Origin of the sequence: Mycobacterium sp. E3339, assembly GCF_001666915.1 — a bacterium.
In the GTDB taxonomy this organism is placed as follows: domain Bacteria; phylum Actinomycetota; class Actinomycetes; order Mycobacteriales; family Mycobacteriaceae; genus Mycobacterium.
The window spans coordinates 29,702-48,710 of sequence record NZ_LZIZ01000164.1; the positions used below are offsets into that span (position 1 = coordinate 29,702).

Here is a 19,009-nt window from a genome sequence, read left to right on the forward strand (position 1 = left end):
GATGACCACCACTGCCATCGATCGCGGGTTGAGCGCCGAACTGGCCGAAGACCTCGCGGCCACGGCGTTCACGCTCGCCAAGCGGTTCGCCGCGGGCGCGACCATGTGGTCCCTCGCGCCGTCGTGGGAACCGCACGCGCTGCACATCGCGGTCGAATTCGTACACCCGGTGATCATGGGGAAACGGGCCCTGCCCGCGGTGGCGCTGACCGGACCGGACCTGGTGGACCTGGCGCGGGTGTCCGTGCGACCCGGTGACATCGTGGTCGCGGTGTCCGGCGCCGATGACACGCAGGTCCGCTCGGTGATGCGGCGCGCCCCCGCATGGGGCGCCGCCACGATCTGGATCGGCAGCGGCGAGCGACCCGAGGCGGGGATGGCCGATCACGTGCTGTGGCTCGACGATCCCGATCCGCGCGTGCCCGCGACGGGAGGATTCGTGCTGTTCTATCACCTGCTGTGGGAGCTGACCCACGTGTGTTTTGAGCACCCCGGGCTGCTCAAACCCGAAGTCGCCGAGTCGGTTTGCGTCACCTGCAGCGACGAGGGTCGCCCGGGCGAAGTGGTGACGGCCTCGGCCGACGGACACGGCACGGTGCGCACCGCCCGGGGCGTCGAGAACGTGGTGACCACGCTGATCGACCCGGTCGAAGCCGGGGATCTCATCCTGGTGCACGCCGGCATGGCGATCGGCAGGCTGGAAGCCGAGGAGGGCCGATGAGTCGCGCCGACGAACCCACCAACTTCCTGTACCCCTTCATCGACGCGCAGGAACACGATCCCGCGTCGCTGCTGGCCGACCTGGCGGCCTCGGCCCAGGCGAAGGCGGCCGAAAGCCTGGCGCTGCGGCGCTCGACGCTTCAGGCCAACGCCGCGCTGCTGGGCCAGGCCGCCGCCGAGGTGGCGCGGCGCTTCACGGCGGGCGGGCGCATGTTCACCTTCGGCAACGGCGGCAGCTGCACCGATTCCACCACCCTGGCGCGGCTGTTCGCCCGGCCGCCGGTCGGCAAACCGTTGCCTGCGTGGCCGTTGACCACCGATCAGGCCATCCTGACCGCCCTGGGCAACGACGTCGGTTTCGAACTGGTCTTCGCCCGGCAGTTGATCGCCCGCGCCACCACCGGTGACATCGCCATCGCGATGTCGACCAGCGGCGGCTCGCCGAACCTGCTCGCCGCGCTGGCCGAGGCGCGCCAGCGCGGCCTGTACACCATCGGATTCGCCGGCTATGACGGCGGCGCCTTCGCCGGCAACCCAAATGTGGACGCCTGCTTCGTCGTTCGTTCGCAAAGCGTGCACCGGATCCAGGAATCGCAGGCGCTGCTCGGTTATCAGCTGTGGCTGAGCGTGCATCAATGCCTCGGCGGCGACCAAGGTTTGGGGGCGGCATGAAAAACTCTGCAGGTGAATACCTTTCGTCGGGACCGCGGTTCGCCGAGGGCGAGGTGATCGAACGCATCGAATCGTTCCGCAGGCGCCGGCCCCGCCTCCTCGACGACCACGTGACGCTGGCGCACGGCGCGGGCGGCAGGGCCTCGGCCGCGCTGGTGGATGCGGTGTTCATGGAGGCGCTGCGCAACCCGCTGCTGGAGTCGCTCGGCGATAGCGCGGTTTTGACGCTGCCCGGCGGCGAACGCCTGGCGATGTCCACCGACTCGTTCGTGGTGCAGCCCAGGCGCTTTCCCGGCGGTTCCATCGGTTCGCTGGCCGTGCACGGCACCTGCAACGACCTCGCGATGGCCGGGGCCGTGCCGTCGTGGATCTCCGCGGCGTTCGTGCTCGAAGAGGGCTTCGGAATCGCCGAGTTGAAGGAGATCGTCGCCGACATGGTGGCGGCCGCCGCCGCCGCGGGGGTGCGGGTGGTCACCGGCGACACCAAGGTGGTTCCCAAGGGCGCCGCCGACGGCCTGTTCGTCACCACCACCGGCACGGGGGTCATCCCGGCGGGGCGCGCGCTGTCCGCGGCGTCGGTGCGGCCGGGTGACCGGGTGCTGCTGTCGGGTTCGATGGGCGATCACGGGATGGCGGTCATGCTCGCGCGGGGCGATCTGGCCATCGAGGCCGACATCGCCTCCGACACCGCGTCGGTCAGCCCGCTGGTGGAGCTTTTGCTGACGGCCGCGCCGTCGACCCGCTGGTTGCGCGACGCGACCCGCGGCGGGGTCGGCACCGTCTGCAACGAGCTGGCTCAGGCGTGCGGCCTGGGGGTGCTGCTCTCCGAGGAGCGACTTCCGGTGCGGCCCATGGTCAATGGCGCGTGCGAGCTGCTCGGCATCGACCCCTTGTACGTGGCCAACGAGGGCAAGTTCGTCGCGGTCGTCGCGCCGGAGGAGGCCGACGCGGGGCTGGCCGCGCTGCGGTCGCACCCGTTGGGCGCCGACGCGGCCGAGGTCGGGGAGATCGTCGCCGAACCCGCCGAAACCGTGGTGCTGCGCACCGGATTCGGCGGAACCCGGATCGTCGACATGCTCGTCGGTGACCCGCTGCCGAGGATTTGCTAAGGGAGGACCGAAGATGTGTCTGGGGATTCCGGGTCGGATCGTCGAGATCACCGATCCGGCAAACTATTTGGCGAAGGTCGACGTCAGCGGCGTGCAGCGCACCATCAGCGTCCGGCTGCTCGAGGACGACATGCCCGCACCGGACGATTGGGTGCTGGTTCACGTCGGGTTCGCGATGGCCAAGATCGACGAGACCGAGGCGCTGCTCACCCTGGCCGCCGTCCAGAAGCTCGGGGACGCCTACGCCACCGAGCTGGAAGCCTTCGACTCGTCGGCCATTATCTAAAAGGGGGCACGAGCATGAAATTCGTTGACGAGTTCCGGGATCCGGCCGCGGCCCGCAAGCTGCTGGGCGCCATCGGGCGGCTGGCCGGCCCCGGCGAACAGTTCAAGTTCATGGAGGTGTGCGGCGGGCACACCCACACGATCTACCGGCATGGCATCGAGCACCTGTTGCCCGACAACGTCGAACTGGTGCACGGGCCCGGCTGCCCGGTCTGCGTGATCCCGATGGGTCGCATCGACGACGCGATGTGGCTGGCCGGCCAGCCCGACGTGATCTTCACCTGCTTCGGCGACATGATGCGGGTGCCGGGCTCGGCCGGCAGCCTACTGGACGCCAAGGCGCGCGGCGCCGACGTGCGATTCGTCTACTCGCCGCTGGACGCGCTGAAGATCGCGCTCGACAATCCCGACAAGCACGTCGTGTTCTTCGCCATCGGTTTCGAGACCACCGCGCCCTCGACCGCGGTCACCCTGGTGCGCGCCCGGGACATGGGCCTGGCCAATTTCAGCGTCTTCTGCAACCACGTCACGATCGTGCCGCCCATCAAGGCCATCCTCGAGTCGCCGGACCTGCGGCTGTCGGGGTTCATCGGGCCCGGGCACGTGTCGACCGTGGTGGGCAACCGGCCCTACCGGTTCGTGCCGGAGGTGTACCGAAAGCCGTTAGTGGTGGCCGGTTTCGAACCGCTGGACATTCTGGCGGCGGTCGCGATGCTGTTGACCCAGATCCGCGAGGGCCGCTGCGAGGTGGAAAACCAGTACAAGCGCGTGGTGCCCGAGCACGGCAACCCGGCGGCGCTGGCCCTGATGGGCAAGGTGTTCGCGCTGCGCCCGCACTTCGAGTGGCGCGGGCTGGGCTTCATCTCGCAGAGCGCGCTGCGCCTGCACGACGACTTCGCGCAATTCGACGCCGAGCTGCGGTTCGCGATGCCGGGCGTGCGGGTCGCCGACCCGAAGGCGTGTCAGTGCGGCGAGGTGCTCAAGGGTGTGCTCAAGCCTTGGGAGTGCAAGGTTTTCGGCACCGCCTGCACCCCGGAGACCCCGATCGGCACCTGCATGGTGTCCCCGGAGGGGGCCTGCGCGGCCTACTACAACTTCGGCCGCATGCATCGCGACGCGGTCAAGCTCGTGGGGCAGACTTGACCGACGGTGACGCCCGCGGCGTCGAGATGTTCGCGCGCTATGCCCACGCGCCCAACGCGCTGGGCTATTGCGGTCCGCCCCTCGGTGCCACCCTGCGCGACGGCTCGGTCGAAGAGGTGCGCCGCGCGGCGACGAGGTTTTCCGGGGCGTGGCCATACCTGCGGGTGCTCTCGACGCTCACCGGGATCGCCGACCCGCTGGATCATCGCCTCGTCGAGTCGTACTGGCTGGCCGGCGGCGTGGGCGCAGATCTGGACCCGCAAGAATTCTTCGGCGCGTTGCTGGCGATCATCGGCCCGCACGCGGGCCGCTACTGGTCGCACCTCACACCGGAGCTGGCCCCCGAGGCGGCCGCCAATCACTGCTTTCACGTCTTCGGGGTGTATCCGTGGACGCGGTTCTTGGGCCGCGGCATGGACGAACATCCCCTGGGCGTGCTCGACAACTGCCGCATCACCTGGGGCACGGTGCTCTCCCGCGACCAGGACCGGATCGAGGTGCGATGCCGACGCCTGGTGCTCGACGGTGAGGCGCTGGCGCTGTCCGAGCCGTCGCCCCGGGTGTACGACGTCTGGACCGACGGGTACAGCGCGGTGCCCGACGCGGCCGCCGGTGACGAGGTCGCCCTGCACTGGGGGCGGCTGTGTGGCCGGCTGTCGCCGGGCCAGGTCCGCGCCCTGTCCGACGCGACGGACCGTCAGCTGCGGATGACGAGCAACCGACTGGCGCGTGTCTAGCGGCGATCGCGAGCGCGGCCGTGCCGGGCGAAGTCGGGTCGCCGCCATCGGGCGCGCGGCGATCGCGAGCGCGGCCGTGCCGGGCGAAGTCGGGTCGCCGCCATTTGGGCGCGGCTCGTGTCAGACTGGCCCCCGTGGCCGGTTCCCTCTGTGACGTGTTGCCCGCCGCAGCCGCCCTGCTCGGTGCGCCGGGCGCCGTCGACAGACTGGCGCTGGCCGACTGGGCCGGCGACGTCGACCGGGTCGCGGTCGTGCTGGTGGACGGGCTGGGCTGGCACCTGCTCAGCGAGCTGGCCGGCAGCGCCCCGCTGCTCGCCTCGGTGCTCGCCGGGCAGACCGGGCGTCTGACCGAGCTCACCTGCACGTTTCCGTCGACCACCCCGACCAGCCTGGTTTCGCTCGGCACCGGGGTGCAGCCCGGCGAACACGGCATCCTCGGCTTCACGCTGAACGTCCCGGGCACGGATCGGGTGCTCAATCACATCCTGTGGCGCGACGATCCGCCGCACGCCGAGTGGCAGCCGCTGCCCACCTGGTTCGGGCGGCTCAACGAGTCCGGGATCGGCGCGCGCGCCGTGTTGCCGGCCGCGTTCATGGGCAGCGGGCTGACCGATTCGGCCTACCGCGGCGCCGAATTCCGCCCGGTCGAGCCGGCGGACGACAACGCGCAGCGGCTGGCCGACGAGCTGCACGCCGCCCCGGGCCTGGTCTACGGCTACACGGGCGCGCTGGACTTCGCGGCGCACGCGTTCGGGGTCGGGTCGTCACACTGGCACGACGCGGCGGCCCAGGTCGACGCGCTGCTGACCCGGGCGGTCGACCGGTTGCCCGGCAACGCGGCGCTGCTGGTGACCGCCGACCACGGCGGCTTCAACGTCCCCCCGGACGCGCGGGTTGACCTCGACACCGACCCGCGGCTGACCGCGGGGGTCCGCGTCGTCGCCGGCGAGCCGCGGGTGCGCTACCTGCACACCGAGGCCGGCGCCGCGGCGGACGTGCAGGCGGCCTGGGCCGAGATCCTCGACGGTAAGGCGCACGTCTACAGCCGCGAGCAGGCGGTGGCCACGGGCATGTTCGGCCCGGTCAACCCCGCGCACCTGCCGCGGATCGGCGACGTCGTCGTCGTCTGCACCGGGGATGCGGCCGTGCTGGCGACCGGACACGAGCCGCCGGAAACGGCCAGGCTGGTCGGCTTCCACGGCGCGGCGACGCCCGCCGAGATGGCGATCCCGCTCATCGCGTTCAACCACAACGGACTTTGATCGTTTTCACAGCTCGCCGGGATGGCCCGTCCAGCCTCGGGTAGTAATTTCGGGCCCACTGTGACAGGCGGGGGTGCGGGTAAAGCTCGACGACGGCGGTCGGCCGTCGCCATCGTTGCGGCGCTCGGCGTGTTCTGCGCGGTCATCACGGGCTGGGCGACGCGCGGAACCGCGCCCGCGCTGCCGCAGCCCGCGGCCGGCGTGAATGTGGCTCGCGCACAAGCACATAACGCGAACCCCGCCCCCGGTTCCGCACCCACCCATCACAAGACCACCAAGACGGCGTGGATGACCCGGGATCGGCCGCCGACATGGGCCCGCTCGGCGCCGCCTGCTATCGGGTCGCCACTACCGACTTCGTTTGCGCCCGCGGTATTCCGGCTGCCCCGCGCGCCGTCGTGCGCTTCGGGGGCGGTTGCACCGGACGATCTGCTGACGCGGCTCTGCATCGCGCGCTGCTGAGGGCTCGATCGCCCGCGGCGGCCGCCGTCGTTGCACCGCCGCGTGTGCGAGTAGGCCTGTAACCCCCATGCCTACGTCCCAACAGAAGAGTCCACATTCGCGGCTCATACCGCCGTCGTTAGGCAGAGACAGCAATGAATTTCACAACGCTTGCGCCGGAAATCATCTCCGGTGACATCCATGACGGCCCCGGCTCGGGGTCGCTCGCCGAGGCCGCGACGGCCTGGGCCGGCCTGGCCGTTCGGCTGCACACCGCGGTCGCCGACTACCGCGCGGTGACCTCGAAACTGGTGGCCCGCTGCGACGGCCCCGCGCCGGCCAGCGCGGCGCCCTACATCGATTGGCTCACCACCACCGCGATCCTGGCCGAACAGGCCGCCGCCGGGGCCGCCGCGGCCGCGAGCGCCCACCGGGCGGTGTTGGCGGCGACGGTGCCGCCAGCGGCGATCGCGGCCAATCGCGCGCTGCGCGGATCGCTGATCCTGGCCAACCGCCTGGGACAGGGCGCCCCGGCCATCGCCGACACCGAGGCCGACTACGAACGGATGTGGGCCCGCAACGCCGCGGCCATGTACGCCTACGCCGCGGACTCGGCGGACGCGGCGGCCCTCGCACCGTTCACCTTGCCGCCCGGCGGGGCGGACCAAGCCACGTGGGCGCTGCGCTCGGCGCCCGAGGTCGTGGCGGCGGGCCGGCAGCTGATGTCGGCCGCGCCCGGCGCGTTGCGGGCGCTGTCGGCGTCTCCGCTGGCGACGTTCGACGTCTCCCTCGCGTCGGCGACCTGCCCCCTGTCGAAGCTGAGCTCGCTCACGGCGCCGTCGGGGGTGGCGATCGCCCGGCTCAACTCCCTCAACAAGGCCGCCGCGCTGCGGTGCCTGCTGCCCGGCCGGCGTGGCGTCGGCGGCGCGGCCGTTACGGTCGGCCGCGCGGCCTCGGTCGGGGTGCTTGCGGTGCCACGGACGTGGACCGCGGCCGCCGCCCCCGCGGTGGTCTACCGCGGAACCGTCGCCTAACGCCCGTCGCGTGCGGCATACGACCGCGCGGCGTCCACGATCGCGGCGAACAAGCGCATGTCGTCCAGGGACTGTTCCGGATGCCATTGCACCGCAAGCACAAACGTGTCGCCGGGCAACTCCAGCGCCTCGACGACGCCGTCGGGATCCCAGGCGCTGACCACCAGGCCCGCACCGACCTTGTCGATCGCCTGATGGTGGTAGCACGGCGCGTCGGTGGACTCCCCCACCAGCGCGGCCAACCGGCTGCCCGCGACGGTGCGCACCGGCAACCGGGTGAACACCCCGTTGCCCGCCCGGTGCCCGTCGTGTCCGAGGACGTCGGGCAGGTGCTGGTGCAGGGTGCCGCCGAGCGCCACGTTGAGCACCTGCGCGCCGCGGCAGATGCCCAGCACCGGCAGGCCGCGGTCCAGCGCGCCCCGCAACAACGCGAATTCCCAGGCGTCGCGGTCGGCGCGCGGTGGATCGGTGGCCGGATGGGGTTGCTGGCCATAGGCCGCGGGGTCCACGTCATAGCCGCCGGTGATCACCAGCGCATGCAGGCCGTCGAGGACCGCGCCGAGGGTCTCGGGTTCCGCCGGTTGCGGGGGGAGCAACACCGCGGCGCCGCCGGCCGCGACGACGCCTTGAAAGTAGTCGGCCGGCAGATAGCCCGCGGGGATGTCCCAGATCCCCGCCTGGACCCGCTCCAGGTAGGAGGTCAGGCCCACCACCGGCCGCCCCTTGGCGTTCACAACCGCGCATCCTTTCCGCATCGGTGTGCTGAGCGACCGCTCGGCACAACGGCTCCGGGCTCCGGTCGAAACGGTACCGGCCCCAGGCGATCAGCGCCGCGCGGCGGGGACCAATTCGATTGTGCGAATGGGGGTTCCGCGCGCCGACCGGCGGCTACCAGGTGCTGGTACGCAACACGATCTCGGCGGCCAGCTGCGCCGTCGACTCCTGGACCGTGCGCCTGCCCAGGTGCACCACGCGGTATTCGGCGTACACATACTGCTGGCTGGCCTGGGCGACGGCCCTGGTGGCCGGCGAGCTGACCAGGACCGTGGTGCCGATCTCCACCGGCGGGCAGTGTTCGTCTTGGACCACGCCGTCGCGGTTGGGCACCCGCGGGTGACCGCGGTCGATCACCACGAGACCCACGAACCGCCCGAGTTTCGTCGCCGCGAGCTCCCAGGCCAGCTCGGCGCCGGCGCGATCGCCCATCACCACGGCCCATCCGATGCCGAATGCGTCCAGGATGCCGACCACCGACTTGGGCGTCAGGCGCGCGTCGAGACCGATGACGACCGTCCGGAGTGAGGCGGTGTGCAGGCGCTCGCACACCGCGTCATACGCGGCGGGGACGCGATCCTCGTCGCCCAGGATGACGACGACGACGCCCTGTTCCGGACCGGCCACGGCTACCGGGACGGGGAACCCGTCGAGCGTGGTCATCATGGAGGGCATCTACGCACGCTACAGGGAATCGGTCTGCGCGCGCGACGATTTCTACAACATCCTTGCGCGCGCAACGGGTTTGCATCGCCGTCAATTCGACCTTCACGCGTGCACAACTGAGTGAATGCCCTACGGCCGCAAGCGAGTTGCGATGTGCGGTCGGCGCGGCGGTGGACCGTCGAGCAAAGCGAAAACCGCGCCGACGTCGAGATGAGCGGCGAGCAGATCGGCGATCGCGTCGAGCTGCGCATCACGCCGGGCGGCGACGTTGGTTTCGGCGGCGACGAACCCGCGCCCGGCCGCATCCGCCACGCGGATGAGCCAGGCGCGGCGGAACTCGTCGTTGTCGAGCAGGCCGTGCCAATGCGTGCCGAACACCGCGCCGCGCACCAGCCCGTGCGGTTGGCAGTCGCGCCCGCCCTCGGCGCCGAACCAGCTCTCCTCGGCGAACCGCGACACCCTGCCGTGATGAATTTCGTATCCGGTCAGCGGTGGCGGCCACCGGCGCAGAATCTTGGCCTCGCCGAAGGCGATGTCGGCGTCCAACAGCCCCAGCCCCGCGACCTCGCCGGCCCGGGATTCCACGGCGTCATCGATGCGCCGGCACAGCATCTGAAAGCCACCGCAGATGCCCAGCACCGGTTTTGCGGCTGCGGCGTGCGCGGTGATCGCCTCGGCCAGGCCGCGCTCGCGCAGCCAGGCCAGGTCGGCGACGGTGGACTTGCTCCCCGGGATCACGATCAGGTCGGTGTCGACCAGGTCGGCGGGGTCGGTGGCCCAGCGCACCAGCACGCCCGGTTCGCAGGCCAGCGCCTCGATGTCGGTGGAGTTCGAGATCCGCGGCAGCCGGATCGCGGCCACCCGCAGCCACTCGCGCCCGCGCGGCGGTTCCGGGGTGCCGACGACGCGGTGCGCGACCACCGAAAGCGAGTCCTCGGCGTCCAGCCAGAGCTCGTCGGCGAAGGGCAGCACCCCATAGGTCGGGCGGCCGGTCATCGCATGCAGCTGGCGCAGACCGGGTTCCAGCAGTGCGGGGTCGCCGCGGAATTTGTTGACGACGAAGCCGGCGATCAACGCCTGGTCGTCCGGCTCGAGCACCGCGACCGTCCCGAACAGGTGGGCCAGCAGGCCGCCGCGGTCGATGTCACCGACGAGGATGACCGGCAGGTTCGCGGTCCGGGCCAGCCCCATGTTCGCCAAATCCGTGGCGCGCAGGTTGATTTCGGCCGGCGACCCGGCGCCCTCGCAGATCACCGCGTCGAATTCGGCACGCAGGCAAGACAATTCGTCGGCGACGATCCCGGCGAGGCGGTCGCGATGCCGCACGTAGCTCGCCGCCGTCACCGAATCGGCGACCTGGCCGCGGATCACCAGCTGCGAGGTCCGGTCGCTGCCGGGTTTGAGCAGGATCGGGTTGAACCGGACGCTGGGCTCCAGCCCCGCCGCCCGCGCCTGCAGCGCCTGCGCGCGACCGATCTCGCCGCCCTCGACGGTGACCACGGAGTTGTTGGACATGTTCTGCGCCTTGAACGGCGCCACCCGCACCCCGCGGCGGGCCAGCAGCCGGCACAGTCCCGCGGCGACCACCGATTTCCCGGCGTCGGAGCTGGTGCCGGCGACCAGCAGCGCCCCGCTCATCCTTCGGCGGTGTTCGCCGGGCCCTGCCCGGCCACCAGACGCAGAATCGCACCTTTGCCCCGGCAATCGTGCGATTTTCTGTCTGCTCGCGCTAGAGGCACGTGAGGATTTCGACGCCGGTGTCGGTGACCAGCAGGGTGTGCTCGAACTGCGCGGTCCACTTGCGGTCCTTGGTGACCACCGTCCAGCCGTCGTCCCAGATCTCGTAGTCCAGTCCGCCGAGGTTGATCATCGGTTCGATGGTGAACGTCATGCCCGGCTGCATGACCGTGGTGACCGAGGGCTGGTCGTAGTGCAGCACCACCAAGCCGTTGTGGAACGTGGTGCCGATGCCGTGGCCGGTGAAGTCACGAACGACGTTGTACCCGAACCGATTCGCGTACGCCTCGATGACGCGGCCGACGACCGACAGCGCCCGCCCCGGCTTGACGGCGTTGATCGCGCGCATCGTCGCCTCCCGGGTGCGCTCCACCAGCAGCCGGTGCTCCTCGGATACGTCGCCGGCCAGGAAGGTCGCGTTGGTGTCGCCGTGCACGCCGTCGATGTAGGCCGTGACGTCGATGTTGACGATGTCGCCGTCCTCGACCACCGTCGAGTCGGGGATGCCGTGGCAGATGACCTCGTTGAGCGACGTGCAGCACGACTTCGGGAAGCCCTTGTAACCCAGGGTCGACGGGTAGGCGCCGTGGTCGACCATGTAGTCGTGGGCGATCCGGTCCAGTTCATCGGTCGTGATCCCGGGCGCCACCGCCTTGCCCGCCTCCTGCAACGCGCCGGCCGCTATCCGGCCGGCGACGCGCATCTTCTCGATCACCTCCGGCGTCTGCACCCACGGCTCGCTACCCTCCCGCACCGTGGACTTCCAGGCGTACTCCGGGCGGGGGATGCGGACGGGCACCGGCAGAGTCGGGGACAACTCTCCGGGGGCAAGCGCGGTGCGAGCAGGCATGCCGACCAGCTTAACCGCGCGCTCGCCCCCGATGCGGGCCCTCGAGACGGCCGCGGATCAACGAGCGCCGCGGCCCTCGGATGGTGACCGAGCCGCACACCACCCGGCCCGTCAACACCACGTGGGGCCGGCCCTCGCCCGGCGCGTCCCTGCGGCGGTCGCGGGCGCTGCCCACATAGACCTGGACGTCGTCGATCGAGGCGCTGGCCCCGTCGGGCAGCCGGATGTCCACCGAGCCGCCCCGCACGTCGAGTTCGATGACCACCACCGGGCCGGCGAACCGCGCCCTGGTCAGGTCGAGATCGATCGAGCCCAGCCGGCGGACCAACGCCAGGCGGGTGGGCACCGTCCATTCGCCCTGGCGTTTGAGCGAGCCGGCCCAACCGCGCAGCTCGACGCGGTCGGCCGCGGACGTGACGATCGCGCCCGGCCCGGGCAGGTCGCCGACCAGCCCGTCCAGCTCACCCCGGGTGCGCGCGTAGGACACCTGCGACGAGCGCTGCTCGAACTCGTCGATGTCGATCAGCCCGAGTGCGACGGCGTTGTGCAGTCGCCGCATCGTGCCGTTGCGGTCGGCGTCGGAGACGCGCAGCGACACCGGAGCCACCATGTCGCCGCCGGTATCCGTCATGATCGCAATTTACCGCCGAGCGGCCCGTCGGCGTCAGGCCAGATGGCGCCGCCCCGCTGCGCCCGCCGCGGGCGGCGCGCTTGCGAGCGGCTAGGCCAGGAAGTCGGGCGGCAGCGATTCGAACATCACCTTGGTCATCCGCACCGCGTATTCCGAGCTGCCGCCCCCGACGATCAGCGAGGCGAACGCCAGGTCGCCGCGGTAGCCGGCGAACCAGGAATGCGAGCCGCCCGGGAACTCGGCCTCACCGGTCTTCCCGTACACCGCGCCGCACCCGGCGATCTCCTTGGCGGTCCCGTTGGTGACGACCAGCCGCATCATGGGCCGCAGCGCGTCCACCATCTTCGGGCTGATCGGGGTGGTGTCGCCCTGCACGGCGGTCGGCCGGCCCGCGATCAGCTGCGGCGTGGGCGTCTTGCCCGCGGCGACGGTCGCCGCCACCAGCGCCATGCCGAACGGGCTGGCCAGCACCTTGCCCTGGCCGAAGCCGTCCTCGGTGCGCTCGGCGAGGTCCACCGTCGGGGGCACCGACCCGGTCACCGTCGTGATGCCGTCCACCTGATAGTCCAGCCCGATCCCGTAGCGGGTGGCCGCCTGCGTCAGGCCGCGCGGCGGCATCCTGCTGCTGAGTTCGGCGAAGGTGGTGTTGCACGAACTGGCGAACGCCCGCGACATCGGCACCACACCCAGGTCGAAGCCGCCGTAGTTGGGGATGGTGCGGTGGCCGATGTCGAGGTGGCCCGGGCAGCCCAGCATGGTGTTGGGGGTGGCCATGTCGCGGTCGACGGCCGCGCCGGCGGTGACCATCTTGAACGTCGACCCCGGCGGGAACAGGCCGGTGGTGGCCAGCAGGCCTTCCGCGTCGGCGCCCCCGTTCTGCGCGATCGCCAGGATCTCCCCCGTCGACGGCTTGATGACGACCATCATCGCCTTGCCGCCGCGGGTGTCCACCGCGCGCTGGGCGGCGTTTTGCACCACCCGGTCCAGCGTGATCGAGATCGACGGCGCCGGCGACCCCGGCACTTCGTGCAGCACCTCGACCTCGACACCGTTTTGGTTGACGCTCACCACCCGCCAGCCGGCCTCACCGTCGAGCTGGTCGACCACGGCCTTCTTCACCTCGGCCATGACGGCGGGGGCGAAATGCGGGTCGGTGGGCAGGATTTCGGGCTGGGGCGTGACGACGACGCCGGGGAGCCGGCCGATCGCCGGGAAGACCTTGTCGTTGTCGTCGGGGTGCAGCGTCACCAGGTCCACCGGTTGGGTCGCCGAGCTGGCCTGCTCGGCGAGCAGTTGCGGGTCGCTCAGCCCGCCGTTGAAGGGGTGCAGGACGTCGACGATCGCGTGCGCCGTCCCGATCAGCGCCGCGCCGGATCCGGCCTGGGTGGCGTCGAGCGTGTAGTGGTACAGGTAGCCCGGGACCAGCACGTCGCTGCCGCCGAGCTCGTTCACCGAGGCGCGCCGCGGCGCGTCGGCCCGCAGCGCGAACGTCTGGTGCTCGCCCAGTTTGGGGTGCAGCCCGGTGGTGGTCCAGCGCACCTGCCAGCGGCCCTCGTCGCGGGCCATTTTCAGCTGGCCGTCATACGTCCAGGTCCGGTTCTTGGGCAGGTGCCAGGTGAAGCGGTAGGCGACCGTCCCGGTGTCCTCGGCGTACTTGGCGTTGAGGATCTGCGTGTCGAGGTGGGTCGCCTGCAGCCCGGCCCACGCCGCGTTCAGCGCTTCGCGGGCGTCGTTGGGGTTGTCGCTGAGCTGGGCGGCGGTGGCGGTGTCGCCGATGGCCAGGGCGGCGAAGAACTTCTCGGCCGCCGGGCCGGGGCCGTCGGGCCGGGGGGTGCAGCCGGACATCGCGACGGCCGCCAGCAGCAGCCCGGCCGCCACGATTACCAGTGGGGTTTTTGTGACCATTGGTACAGATGTTATGAAGCGGGGCTGCTCGGCCGCCGCCGACACACCGAGACCTGACCGTTATGGGCGGTAACCCCGGCCGAGCGTGCGGCCAGCCGCACGTTCCACGCCGAGTGTGCGGCCAGCCTCACACTCGCGGGATGAAGGAGCGCTAGTCGAGCAGCACCGTCGCGAAGGTGCCCACCTCGGCGAAGCCGACCCGGGCGTACGCCGCGCGGGCGACCGTGTTGAAGCTGTTCACGTACAGGCTGGCGGTGCGCCCGCTGCCGACGATCACGGCGGCCACGGTCGCGGTGCCTGCGGTGCCGATGCCCAGGCCCCGCCATTCGGGGTGCACCCACACCCCCTGGATCTGGCCGACGCCCGGCGACTGCGAGCCCACCTCGGCCTTGAACACGACCTGGCCCTGCTCGAAACGGGCCCACGCGCGCCCCGCCGCGATGAGGCTGGCCACCCGGCGGCGGTAGCCCCGCCCGCCGTCGCCGAGGCGGGGGTCGACGCCCACCTCGCCGATGAACATGTCGACGGCAGCCACCAGGTAGGCGTCCAGCTCGTCCGGCCGGACCTGGCGCACGCCGGGGTCGATGTCGCAGTCGGGGTGCCGGGACAGCGCCAGCAGCGGCTGATGGTCGCGCACGTCGCGCGCCGGGCCCCAGGCCGGCTCGAGCCGCTCCCACATCCGCATCACCAATTCGGCCCTGCCGACCAGCGACGAACAGCGCCGGGTTCCGCTCATCGCCTCGTCGGCGAAGGCGTCCAGGTCGGCCGCGGCGCCGCGCAGCGGGATCAGGTTGGCGCCGGCGAAGCACAGCGAGTCCTCCGCGCCGCGCAGGGTCCACAGTTCCCCGCCGATGGAGTTGGGATCGATGCCGTGGTCGGCCACCCGGGCCGCGACCATGCACGACCCGACCGGATCGTCGTCGAACACCCGCCAGACGGCGGCGGCGTCACGCACCACGGACACCCGTCGCTCGCCGACAAGGCGGAACAGGGGCGGAGCCGACATCTGGCGAACTCTCTTCTGATGCGAACTAATGGACCGGCGGCTGGGAACCGGCCCCCATCAGCTTACGGTGACGATCGGCGAACCGCTTGATGTTGTTTCAGGACCGTGATCGGTCCCCATCTCCGACGCGAGGCGCATGGCCTCTTCGATGAGGGTCTCGACGATCTGCGCCTCGGGCACGGTCTTGATCACCTCGCCGCGAACGAAGATCTGCCCCTTGCCATTTCCGGACGCGACGCCCAGGTCGGCCTCGCGCGCCTCGCCCGGACCGTTCACCACGCAGCCCATCACGGCGACGCGCAGCGGCACGTCCATACCCTCCAGGCCGGCGGTGACCTCGTTGGCCAGGGTGTAGACGTCGACCTGCGCGCGACCGCAGGACGGGCAGGACACGATCTCCAGCCCGCGCGGCCGCAGGTTCAGCGACTCGAGAATCTGGATGCCGACCTTGACCTCTTCGACCGGCGGCGCGGACAGCGACACCCGGACGGTGTCGCCGATCCCCCGCGACAGCAACGCGCCGAAGGCCACCGCGGACTTGATGGTGCCCTGGAACGCCGGGCCGGCCTCGGTCACGCCGAGGTGCAGCGGATAGTCGCACTGGGCGGCCAGCTGCTCGTAGGCGGCGACCATCACGACGGGGTCGTTGTGCTTGACGCTGATCTTGATGTCGCCGAAGCCGTGCTCCTCGAACAGCGAGGCCTCCCACAGCGCGGATTCGACGAGCGCCTCCGGTGTGGCCTTGCCGTACTTCTCCATGAAGCGCTTGTCCAGCGAGCCGGCGTTGACGCCGATGCGGATCGGGATGCCCGCCGCGGCCGCGGCCTTGGCCACCTCGCCCACCCGGCCGTCGAACTCCTTGATGTTGCCGGGGTTCACCCGCACCGCCGCGCAGCCGGCATCGATGGCCGCGAAGATGTACTTGGGCTGGAAGTGGATGTCGGCGATCACCGGGATGTTGCTGTGCTTGGCGATCTCGGAGAGCGCGTCGGCGTCCTCCTGGCGCGGGCACGCCACCCGGACGATGTCACAGCCGGCGGCGGTCAGCTCGGCGATCTGCTGCAGGGTCGCGTTGACGTCGTGGGTTTTGGTGGTGCACATCGACTGCACCGAAATCGGATAGTCGCTGCCCACCCCGACGTCGCGGACCATGAGTTGCCGCGTCTTGCGCCGGGGGGCGAGCGTGGGCGCCGGAGCGTCCGGCATGCCCAGGCCAATGGTCACTTTCGTTCCTTCACGTCGACTATTGGAAGAGCCTGATCGGATTGACCAGATCGGCGGTCACGGTCAGCAACATGTAGCCGACCACGAACACCAGCACCACGTAGGTGGCCGGCATCAGCTTGAGGTAGTTCACCGGTGCGGCCGCGACCTTGCCGCGGGCCGACCGGATGAGGTTGCGGATCTTTTCGAACACGGCGATGGCGATGTGGCCGCCGTCGAACGGCAGCAGTGGCACCAGGTTGATCGCGCCCAGGATGAGGTTCAGCTGGGCCAGGAAGAACCAGAACGCCACCCACAACCCGTGGTCGACGGTGTCGCCGCCGATGATGCTGGCGCCGACCACGCTCATCGGGGTCTGCGGGTCGCGCTGCCCGCCGCCGATCGCGTGCACCAGCGCGCCGACCTTCGTCGGGATGGTGACCAGCGCCTTGCCGACCTCGCCGGTCAGGTCCCCCGCGAACGCGAGGGTGCCGGGCACCGCGGACAGCACGCCGTAGTGGGTGGGCGCGAGCTTGACCGCGGCGACGCCGATGGCGCCGACCGTCGCGGGCGCCGGCTGACCGCCCTGGCCGTTGGCCCCGTTGGTCACGAAGCGCTGGGTGGGCGTCACGTCGACGTAGGTGGTGATGGTGTTGCCGCCCCGCTCGACGACGACCGGAACGGTGCCGTGCATCTTGCGGATCGCCGCGGCCATGTCCTCGAAGGTGGACACCGGGGTGTCGCCGACCTTGACCACGACGTCGCCTGCGCGGATCCCGGCCACCGCGGCCGGGCCGGGGCCGGTGCAGTCTGCGATCTTGCCGGGCGCCACTTCCGGTGCGACGCAAGCGGTTTCACCAATCACCGCCCGGGTCGGCGGGTGCAGGTTCGGCAACCCCCAGACCAGTGCGATGCCGTAGATCAGGACCAGGCAGATGACGAAGTTCATGGCCGGACCGGCGAACAGCACCGCGACGCGCTTCCAGACGTCCTGCTTGAACATCGCCCGGTCGGTTTCGTCGGGGGCCAGCTCCTCCACCGAGGTCATCCCGGCGATGTCGCAGAAGCCGCCCAACGGCACGGCCTTGATGCCGTACTCGGTCTCCCCGCGCCGCGTCGACCACAACGTGGGCCCGAACCCGACGAAATAGCGACGGACCTTCATGCCGGTGGCGCGGGCGACCCACATGTGGCCGCACTCGTGCAGCGCCACCGAGATCAGGATGGCGAGGGCGAACAGCACAATGCCGATAACGAACATCATCTGGTCTGCAGGACCTTTCTCACACCATTCCGGAGGCGTTGACGGGGGCCTGGGTGGGCCGTGCCCGTGCGACTCGATCGATTCGGCGCCTGGCGTTGTCCCTCGCCCAGCGCTGCGCGTCTAGTACCTCATCCACGTTAGCGGGTGAAACCGCCCATTGGTCTGCGGCGTGCAGCACGTCGGCGATGGTTTTCACGATGACGGGGAATCCCACCCGGCCCTCGAGGAACGCCGCCGCGGCTTCTTCGTTGGCCGCGTTGTACACCGCGGTCATGCAGCCGCCGGTCTGGCCGGCGTAACGGGCCAGCTCGACCGCGGGGAAAACCTCGCTGTCCAGCGGCTCGAAGTCCCAGCTAGCGGCGGTGCTGAAGTCGCACGCCGCGGCAACCCCGGGCACCCGGGCCGGCCAGCCCAGCGCCAGCGAGATGGGCAGCTTCATGTCCGGCGGGCTGGCCTGGGCGATGGTCGAGCCGTCGACGAAGGTGACCATCGAATGAACAATCGACTGCGGGTGCACCACGACCTCGATGCGGTCGTACGGGATGCCGAACAGCAGGTGGGTTTCGATGAGCTCGAGGCCCTTGTTGACCAGCGAGGCCGAGTTCAGGGTGTTCATCGGGCCCATCGACCAGGTCGGGTGGGCGCCGGCCTGTTCGGGGGTGACGCCCTCCAGCTGGGCGGCGGTCCAGCCGCGAAACGGCCCCCCGGACGCGGTCAGCACCAGCTTGGCGACCTCCTCCGGAGCGCCGCCGCGCAGGCACTGGGCCAGCGCGGAGTGCTCGGAGTCGACCGGCACGATCTGGCCCGGTCGCGCCGCCTGCACAACCAGCGGTCCGCCGGCGACCAGCGATTCCTTGTTGGCCAGCGCGAGCCGGGCGCCCGATTCCAGCGCGGCCAGCGTCGGCCGCAGGCCCAGCGCCCCCACCAGCGCGTTGAGAACGACGTCGGCCTCGGTGTCTTCGACCAGGCGGGTCACCGCGTCGGGACCGCGGTAGGGGACGCCGGCGACGTGCGCCGCGCGTTCGTTGGCGACGGCGACGTTGGTGACCCCGGTCTGCTCGCGCTGCCGCAGCAGGGTGTCCAGGTTCGCGCCCCCCGCTGCCAGGCCGACGACCTCGAAGCGGTCCGGATGGGCCGCTATCACCTCCAGCGCCTGGGTACCGATCGAGCCGGTGCTGCCCAGCACCAGCACGCGCAGGCGGCCCTCGGGTGTCGCGGTTGTCACTCACTCATTGTGCCCGCTCGGTCCCGCGACCGGTGTGCCAGAATCTCTCCTACCAGCCGATCACGAAGGGGATTCACCGTGGCCAGTACCGAGGTGGAACAGTTCACCGGCGTCGACACCGTCGAGGTGCCGTCGGCGAAGTGGGGTTGGAGCAGGATCAATCACCGCACGTGGCACATCACCGGCCTGGTCATCATCGTGTTCCTGCTGGCAATGCTGCGCGGCAACCACGTCGGCCACATCGAGAACTGGTTCCTGATCGGGTTCGCCACGCTGGTGCTGGTCGCCCTGGTCCGCGACCTGTGGGGCCGCCGGCGCGGCTGGATCAGGTAGGGCCGCCGCCCC

At 70.8% G+C, this 19,009-nt stretch carries 19 protein-coding genes; 9 read left to right on the forward strand and 10 right to left on the reverse strand.

The annotated features are described in order from the left end of the window. Window position 1: 1 nt before the first annotated feature. The 8 genes from A5702_RS14770 to A5702_RS14805 all read left to right on the forward strand — a co-directional run bounded on the left by A5702_RS14770 (window position 2) and on the right by A5702_RS14805 (window position 7,403). Complete coding sequence (locus tag A5702_RS14770; protein WP_068221594.1) at window positions 2-721, forward strand: HypC/HybG/HupF family hydrogenase formation chaperone; 720 nt, start codon at window positions 2-4, stop codon at window positions 719-721. Further along, window positions 718-1,392 carry an SIS domain-containing protein gene (locus A5702_RS14775; RefSeq protein WP_068221596.1) on the forward strand — a complete coding sequence of 225 codons (675 nt, stop codon included), beginning with the start codon at window positions 718-720 and terminating at the stop codon, window positions 1,390-1,392. Before A5702_RS14770 ends, A5702_RS14775 begins: the two co-directional genes overlap by 4 nt. Beyond that, on the forward strand, window positions 1,389-2,501 hold the full coding sequence (gene hypE / locus A5702_RS14780) for a hydrogenase expression/formation protein HypE (protein ID WP_082956075.1): 1,113 nt from the start codon (window positions 1,389-1,391) through the stop codon (window positions 2,499-2,501). Before A5702_RS14775 ends, hypE begins: the two co-directional genes overlap by 4 nt. 13 nt (window positions 2,502-2,514) lie before the next feature. Beyond that, entirely contained in the window at window positions 2,515-2,787 is a 273-nt protein-coding gene (locus A5702_RS14785; RefSeq protein ID WP_055400439.1) for a HypC/HybG/HupF family hydrogenase formation chaperone, read from the forward strand. Window positions 2,788-2,801: 14 nt separating this feature from the next. Then, the gene (gene hypD, locus A5702_RS14790) at window positions 2,802-3,929 is read left to right on the forward strand and encodes a hydrogenase formation protein HypD (protein ID WP_067815196.1); all 1,128 of its coding nucleotides are present in this window, start codon (window positions 2,802-2,804) and stop codon (window positions 3,927-3,929) included. Continuing rightward, on the forward strand, window positions 3,926-4,666 hold the full coding sequence (locus A5702_RS14795) for a DUF6390 family protein (protein ID WP_255378675.1): 741 nt from the start codon (window positions 3,926-3,928) through the stop codon (window positions 4,664-4,666). Before hypD ends, A5702_RS14795 begins: the two co-directional genes overlap by 4 nt. Before the next feature lie 134 nt (window positions 4,667-4,800). After that, window positions 4,801-5,928, forward strand: a complete 1,128-nt coding sequence (locus A5702_RS14800) for an alkaline phosphatase family protein (protein WP_068221598.1) — start codon at window positions 4,801-4,803, stop codon at window positions 5,926-5,928. Window positions 5,929-6,524: 596 nt separating this feature from the next. Further along, complete coding sequence (locus A5702_RS14805) at window positions 6,525-7,403, forward strand: PPE family protein (RefSeq protein ID WP_068221600.1); 879 nt, start codon at window positions 6,525-6,527, stop codon at window positions 7,401-7,403. Here the strand turns inward: A5702_RS14805 and A5702_RS14810 are convergent. The 10 genes from A5702_RS14810 to dxr all read right to left on the reverse strand — a co-directional run bounded on the left by A5702_RS14810 (window position 7,400) and on the right by dxr (window position 18,664). Then, window positions 7,400-8,158: a gamma-glutamyl-gamma-aminobutyrate hydrolase family protein gene (locus A5702_RS14810; RefSeq protein WP_068221602.1), complete on the reverse strand. Its 759-nt coding sequence runs from the start codon at window positions 8,156-8,158 to the stop codon at window positions 7,400-7,402. The genes A5702_RS14805 and A5702_RS14810 overlap by 4 nt on opposite strands. A 133-nt stretch (window positions 8,159-8,291) precedes the next feature. Next, complete coding sequence (locus A5702_RS14815) at window positions 8,292-8,852, reverse strand: alpha/beta hydrolase (RefSeq protein ID WP_197281102.1); 561 nt, start codon at window positions 8,850-8,852, stop codon at window positions 8,292-8,294. A 120-nt stretch (window positions 8,853-8,972) separates the two neighbouring features. Continuing rightward, window positions 8,973-10,481, reverse strand: a complete 1,509-nt coding sequence (locus A5702_RS14820) for a cobyric acid synthase (RefSeq protein ID WP_068221604.1) — start codon at window positions 10,479-10,481, stop codon at window positions 8,973-8,975. Between the two features lie 91 nt (window positions 10,482-10,572). Beyond that, the gene (gene map, locus A5702_RS14825; protein WP_055400453.1) at window positions 10,573-11,430 is read right to left on the reverse strand and encodes a type I methionyl aminopeptidase; all 858 of its coding nucleotides are present in this window, start codon (window positions 11,428-11,430) and stop codon (window positions 10,573-10,575) included. 10 nt (window positions 11,431-11,440) lie between these two features. Beyond that, window positions 11,441-12,061 (reverse strand): DUF1707 domain-containing protein, encoded by a 621-nt coding sequence (locus A5702_RS14830; RefSeq protein WP_055400455.1) that lies wholly within the window; start codon window positions 12,059-12,061, stop codon window positions 11,441-11,443. Between the two features lie 90 nt (window positions 12,062-12,151). Then, window positions 12,152-13,966, reverse strand: a complete 1,815-nt coding sequence (locus A5702_RS14835; protein WP_055400456.1) for a penicillin-binding transpeptidase domain-containing protein — start codon at window positions 13,964-13,966, stop codon at window positions 12,152-12,154. A 151-nt stretch (window positions 13,967-14,117) separates the two neighbouring features. Beyond that, on the reverse strand, window positions 14,118-14,972 hold the full coding sequence (locus tag A5702_RS14840) for a GNAT family N-acetyltransferase (protein ID WP_068221606.1): 855 nt from the start codon (window positions 14,970-14,972) through the stop codon (window positions 14,118-14,120). A gap of 57 nt (window positions 14,973-15,029) precedes the next feature. Next, window positions 15,030-16,196 (reverse strand): flavodoxin-dependent (E)-4-hydroxy-3-methylbut-2-enyl-diphosphate synthase, encoded by a 1,167-nt coding sequence (gene ispG, locus A5702_RS14845; protein ID WP_067815185.1) that lies wholly within the window; start codon window positions 16,194-16,196, stop codon window positions 15,030-15,032. A 19-nt stretch (window positions 16,197-16,215) separates the two neighbouring features. After that, window positions 16,216-17,439: an RIP metalloprotease gene (locus A5702_RS14850; protein WP_067815183.1), complete on the reverse strand. Its 1,224-nt coding sequence runs from the start codon at window positions 17,437-17,439 to the stop codon at window positions 16,216-16,218. A 19-nt stretch (window positions 17,440-17,458) separates the two neighbouring features. Further along, window positions 17,459-18,664, reverse strand: coding sequence for a 1-deoxy-D-xylulose-5-phosphate reductoisomerase (gene dxr, locus A5702_RS14855; protein WP_068221608.1), 1,206 nt, complete (start codon window positions 18,662-18,664; stop codon window positions 17,459-17,461). A 78-nt stretch (window positions 18,665-18,742) separates the two neighbouring features. Here dxr and A5702_RS26980 point away from each other — a divergent pair, with 78 nt between their 5' ends. Continuing rightward, on the forward strand, window positions 18,743-18,997 hold the full coding sequence (locus tag A5702_RS26980; RefSeq protein WP_067815177.1) for a DUF2631 domain-containing protein: 255 nt from the start codon (window positions 18,743-18,745) through the stop codon (window positions 18,995-18,997). Window positions 18,998-19,009: the final 12 nt, after the last annotated feature.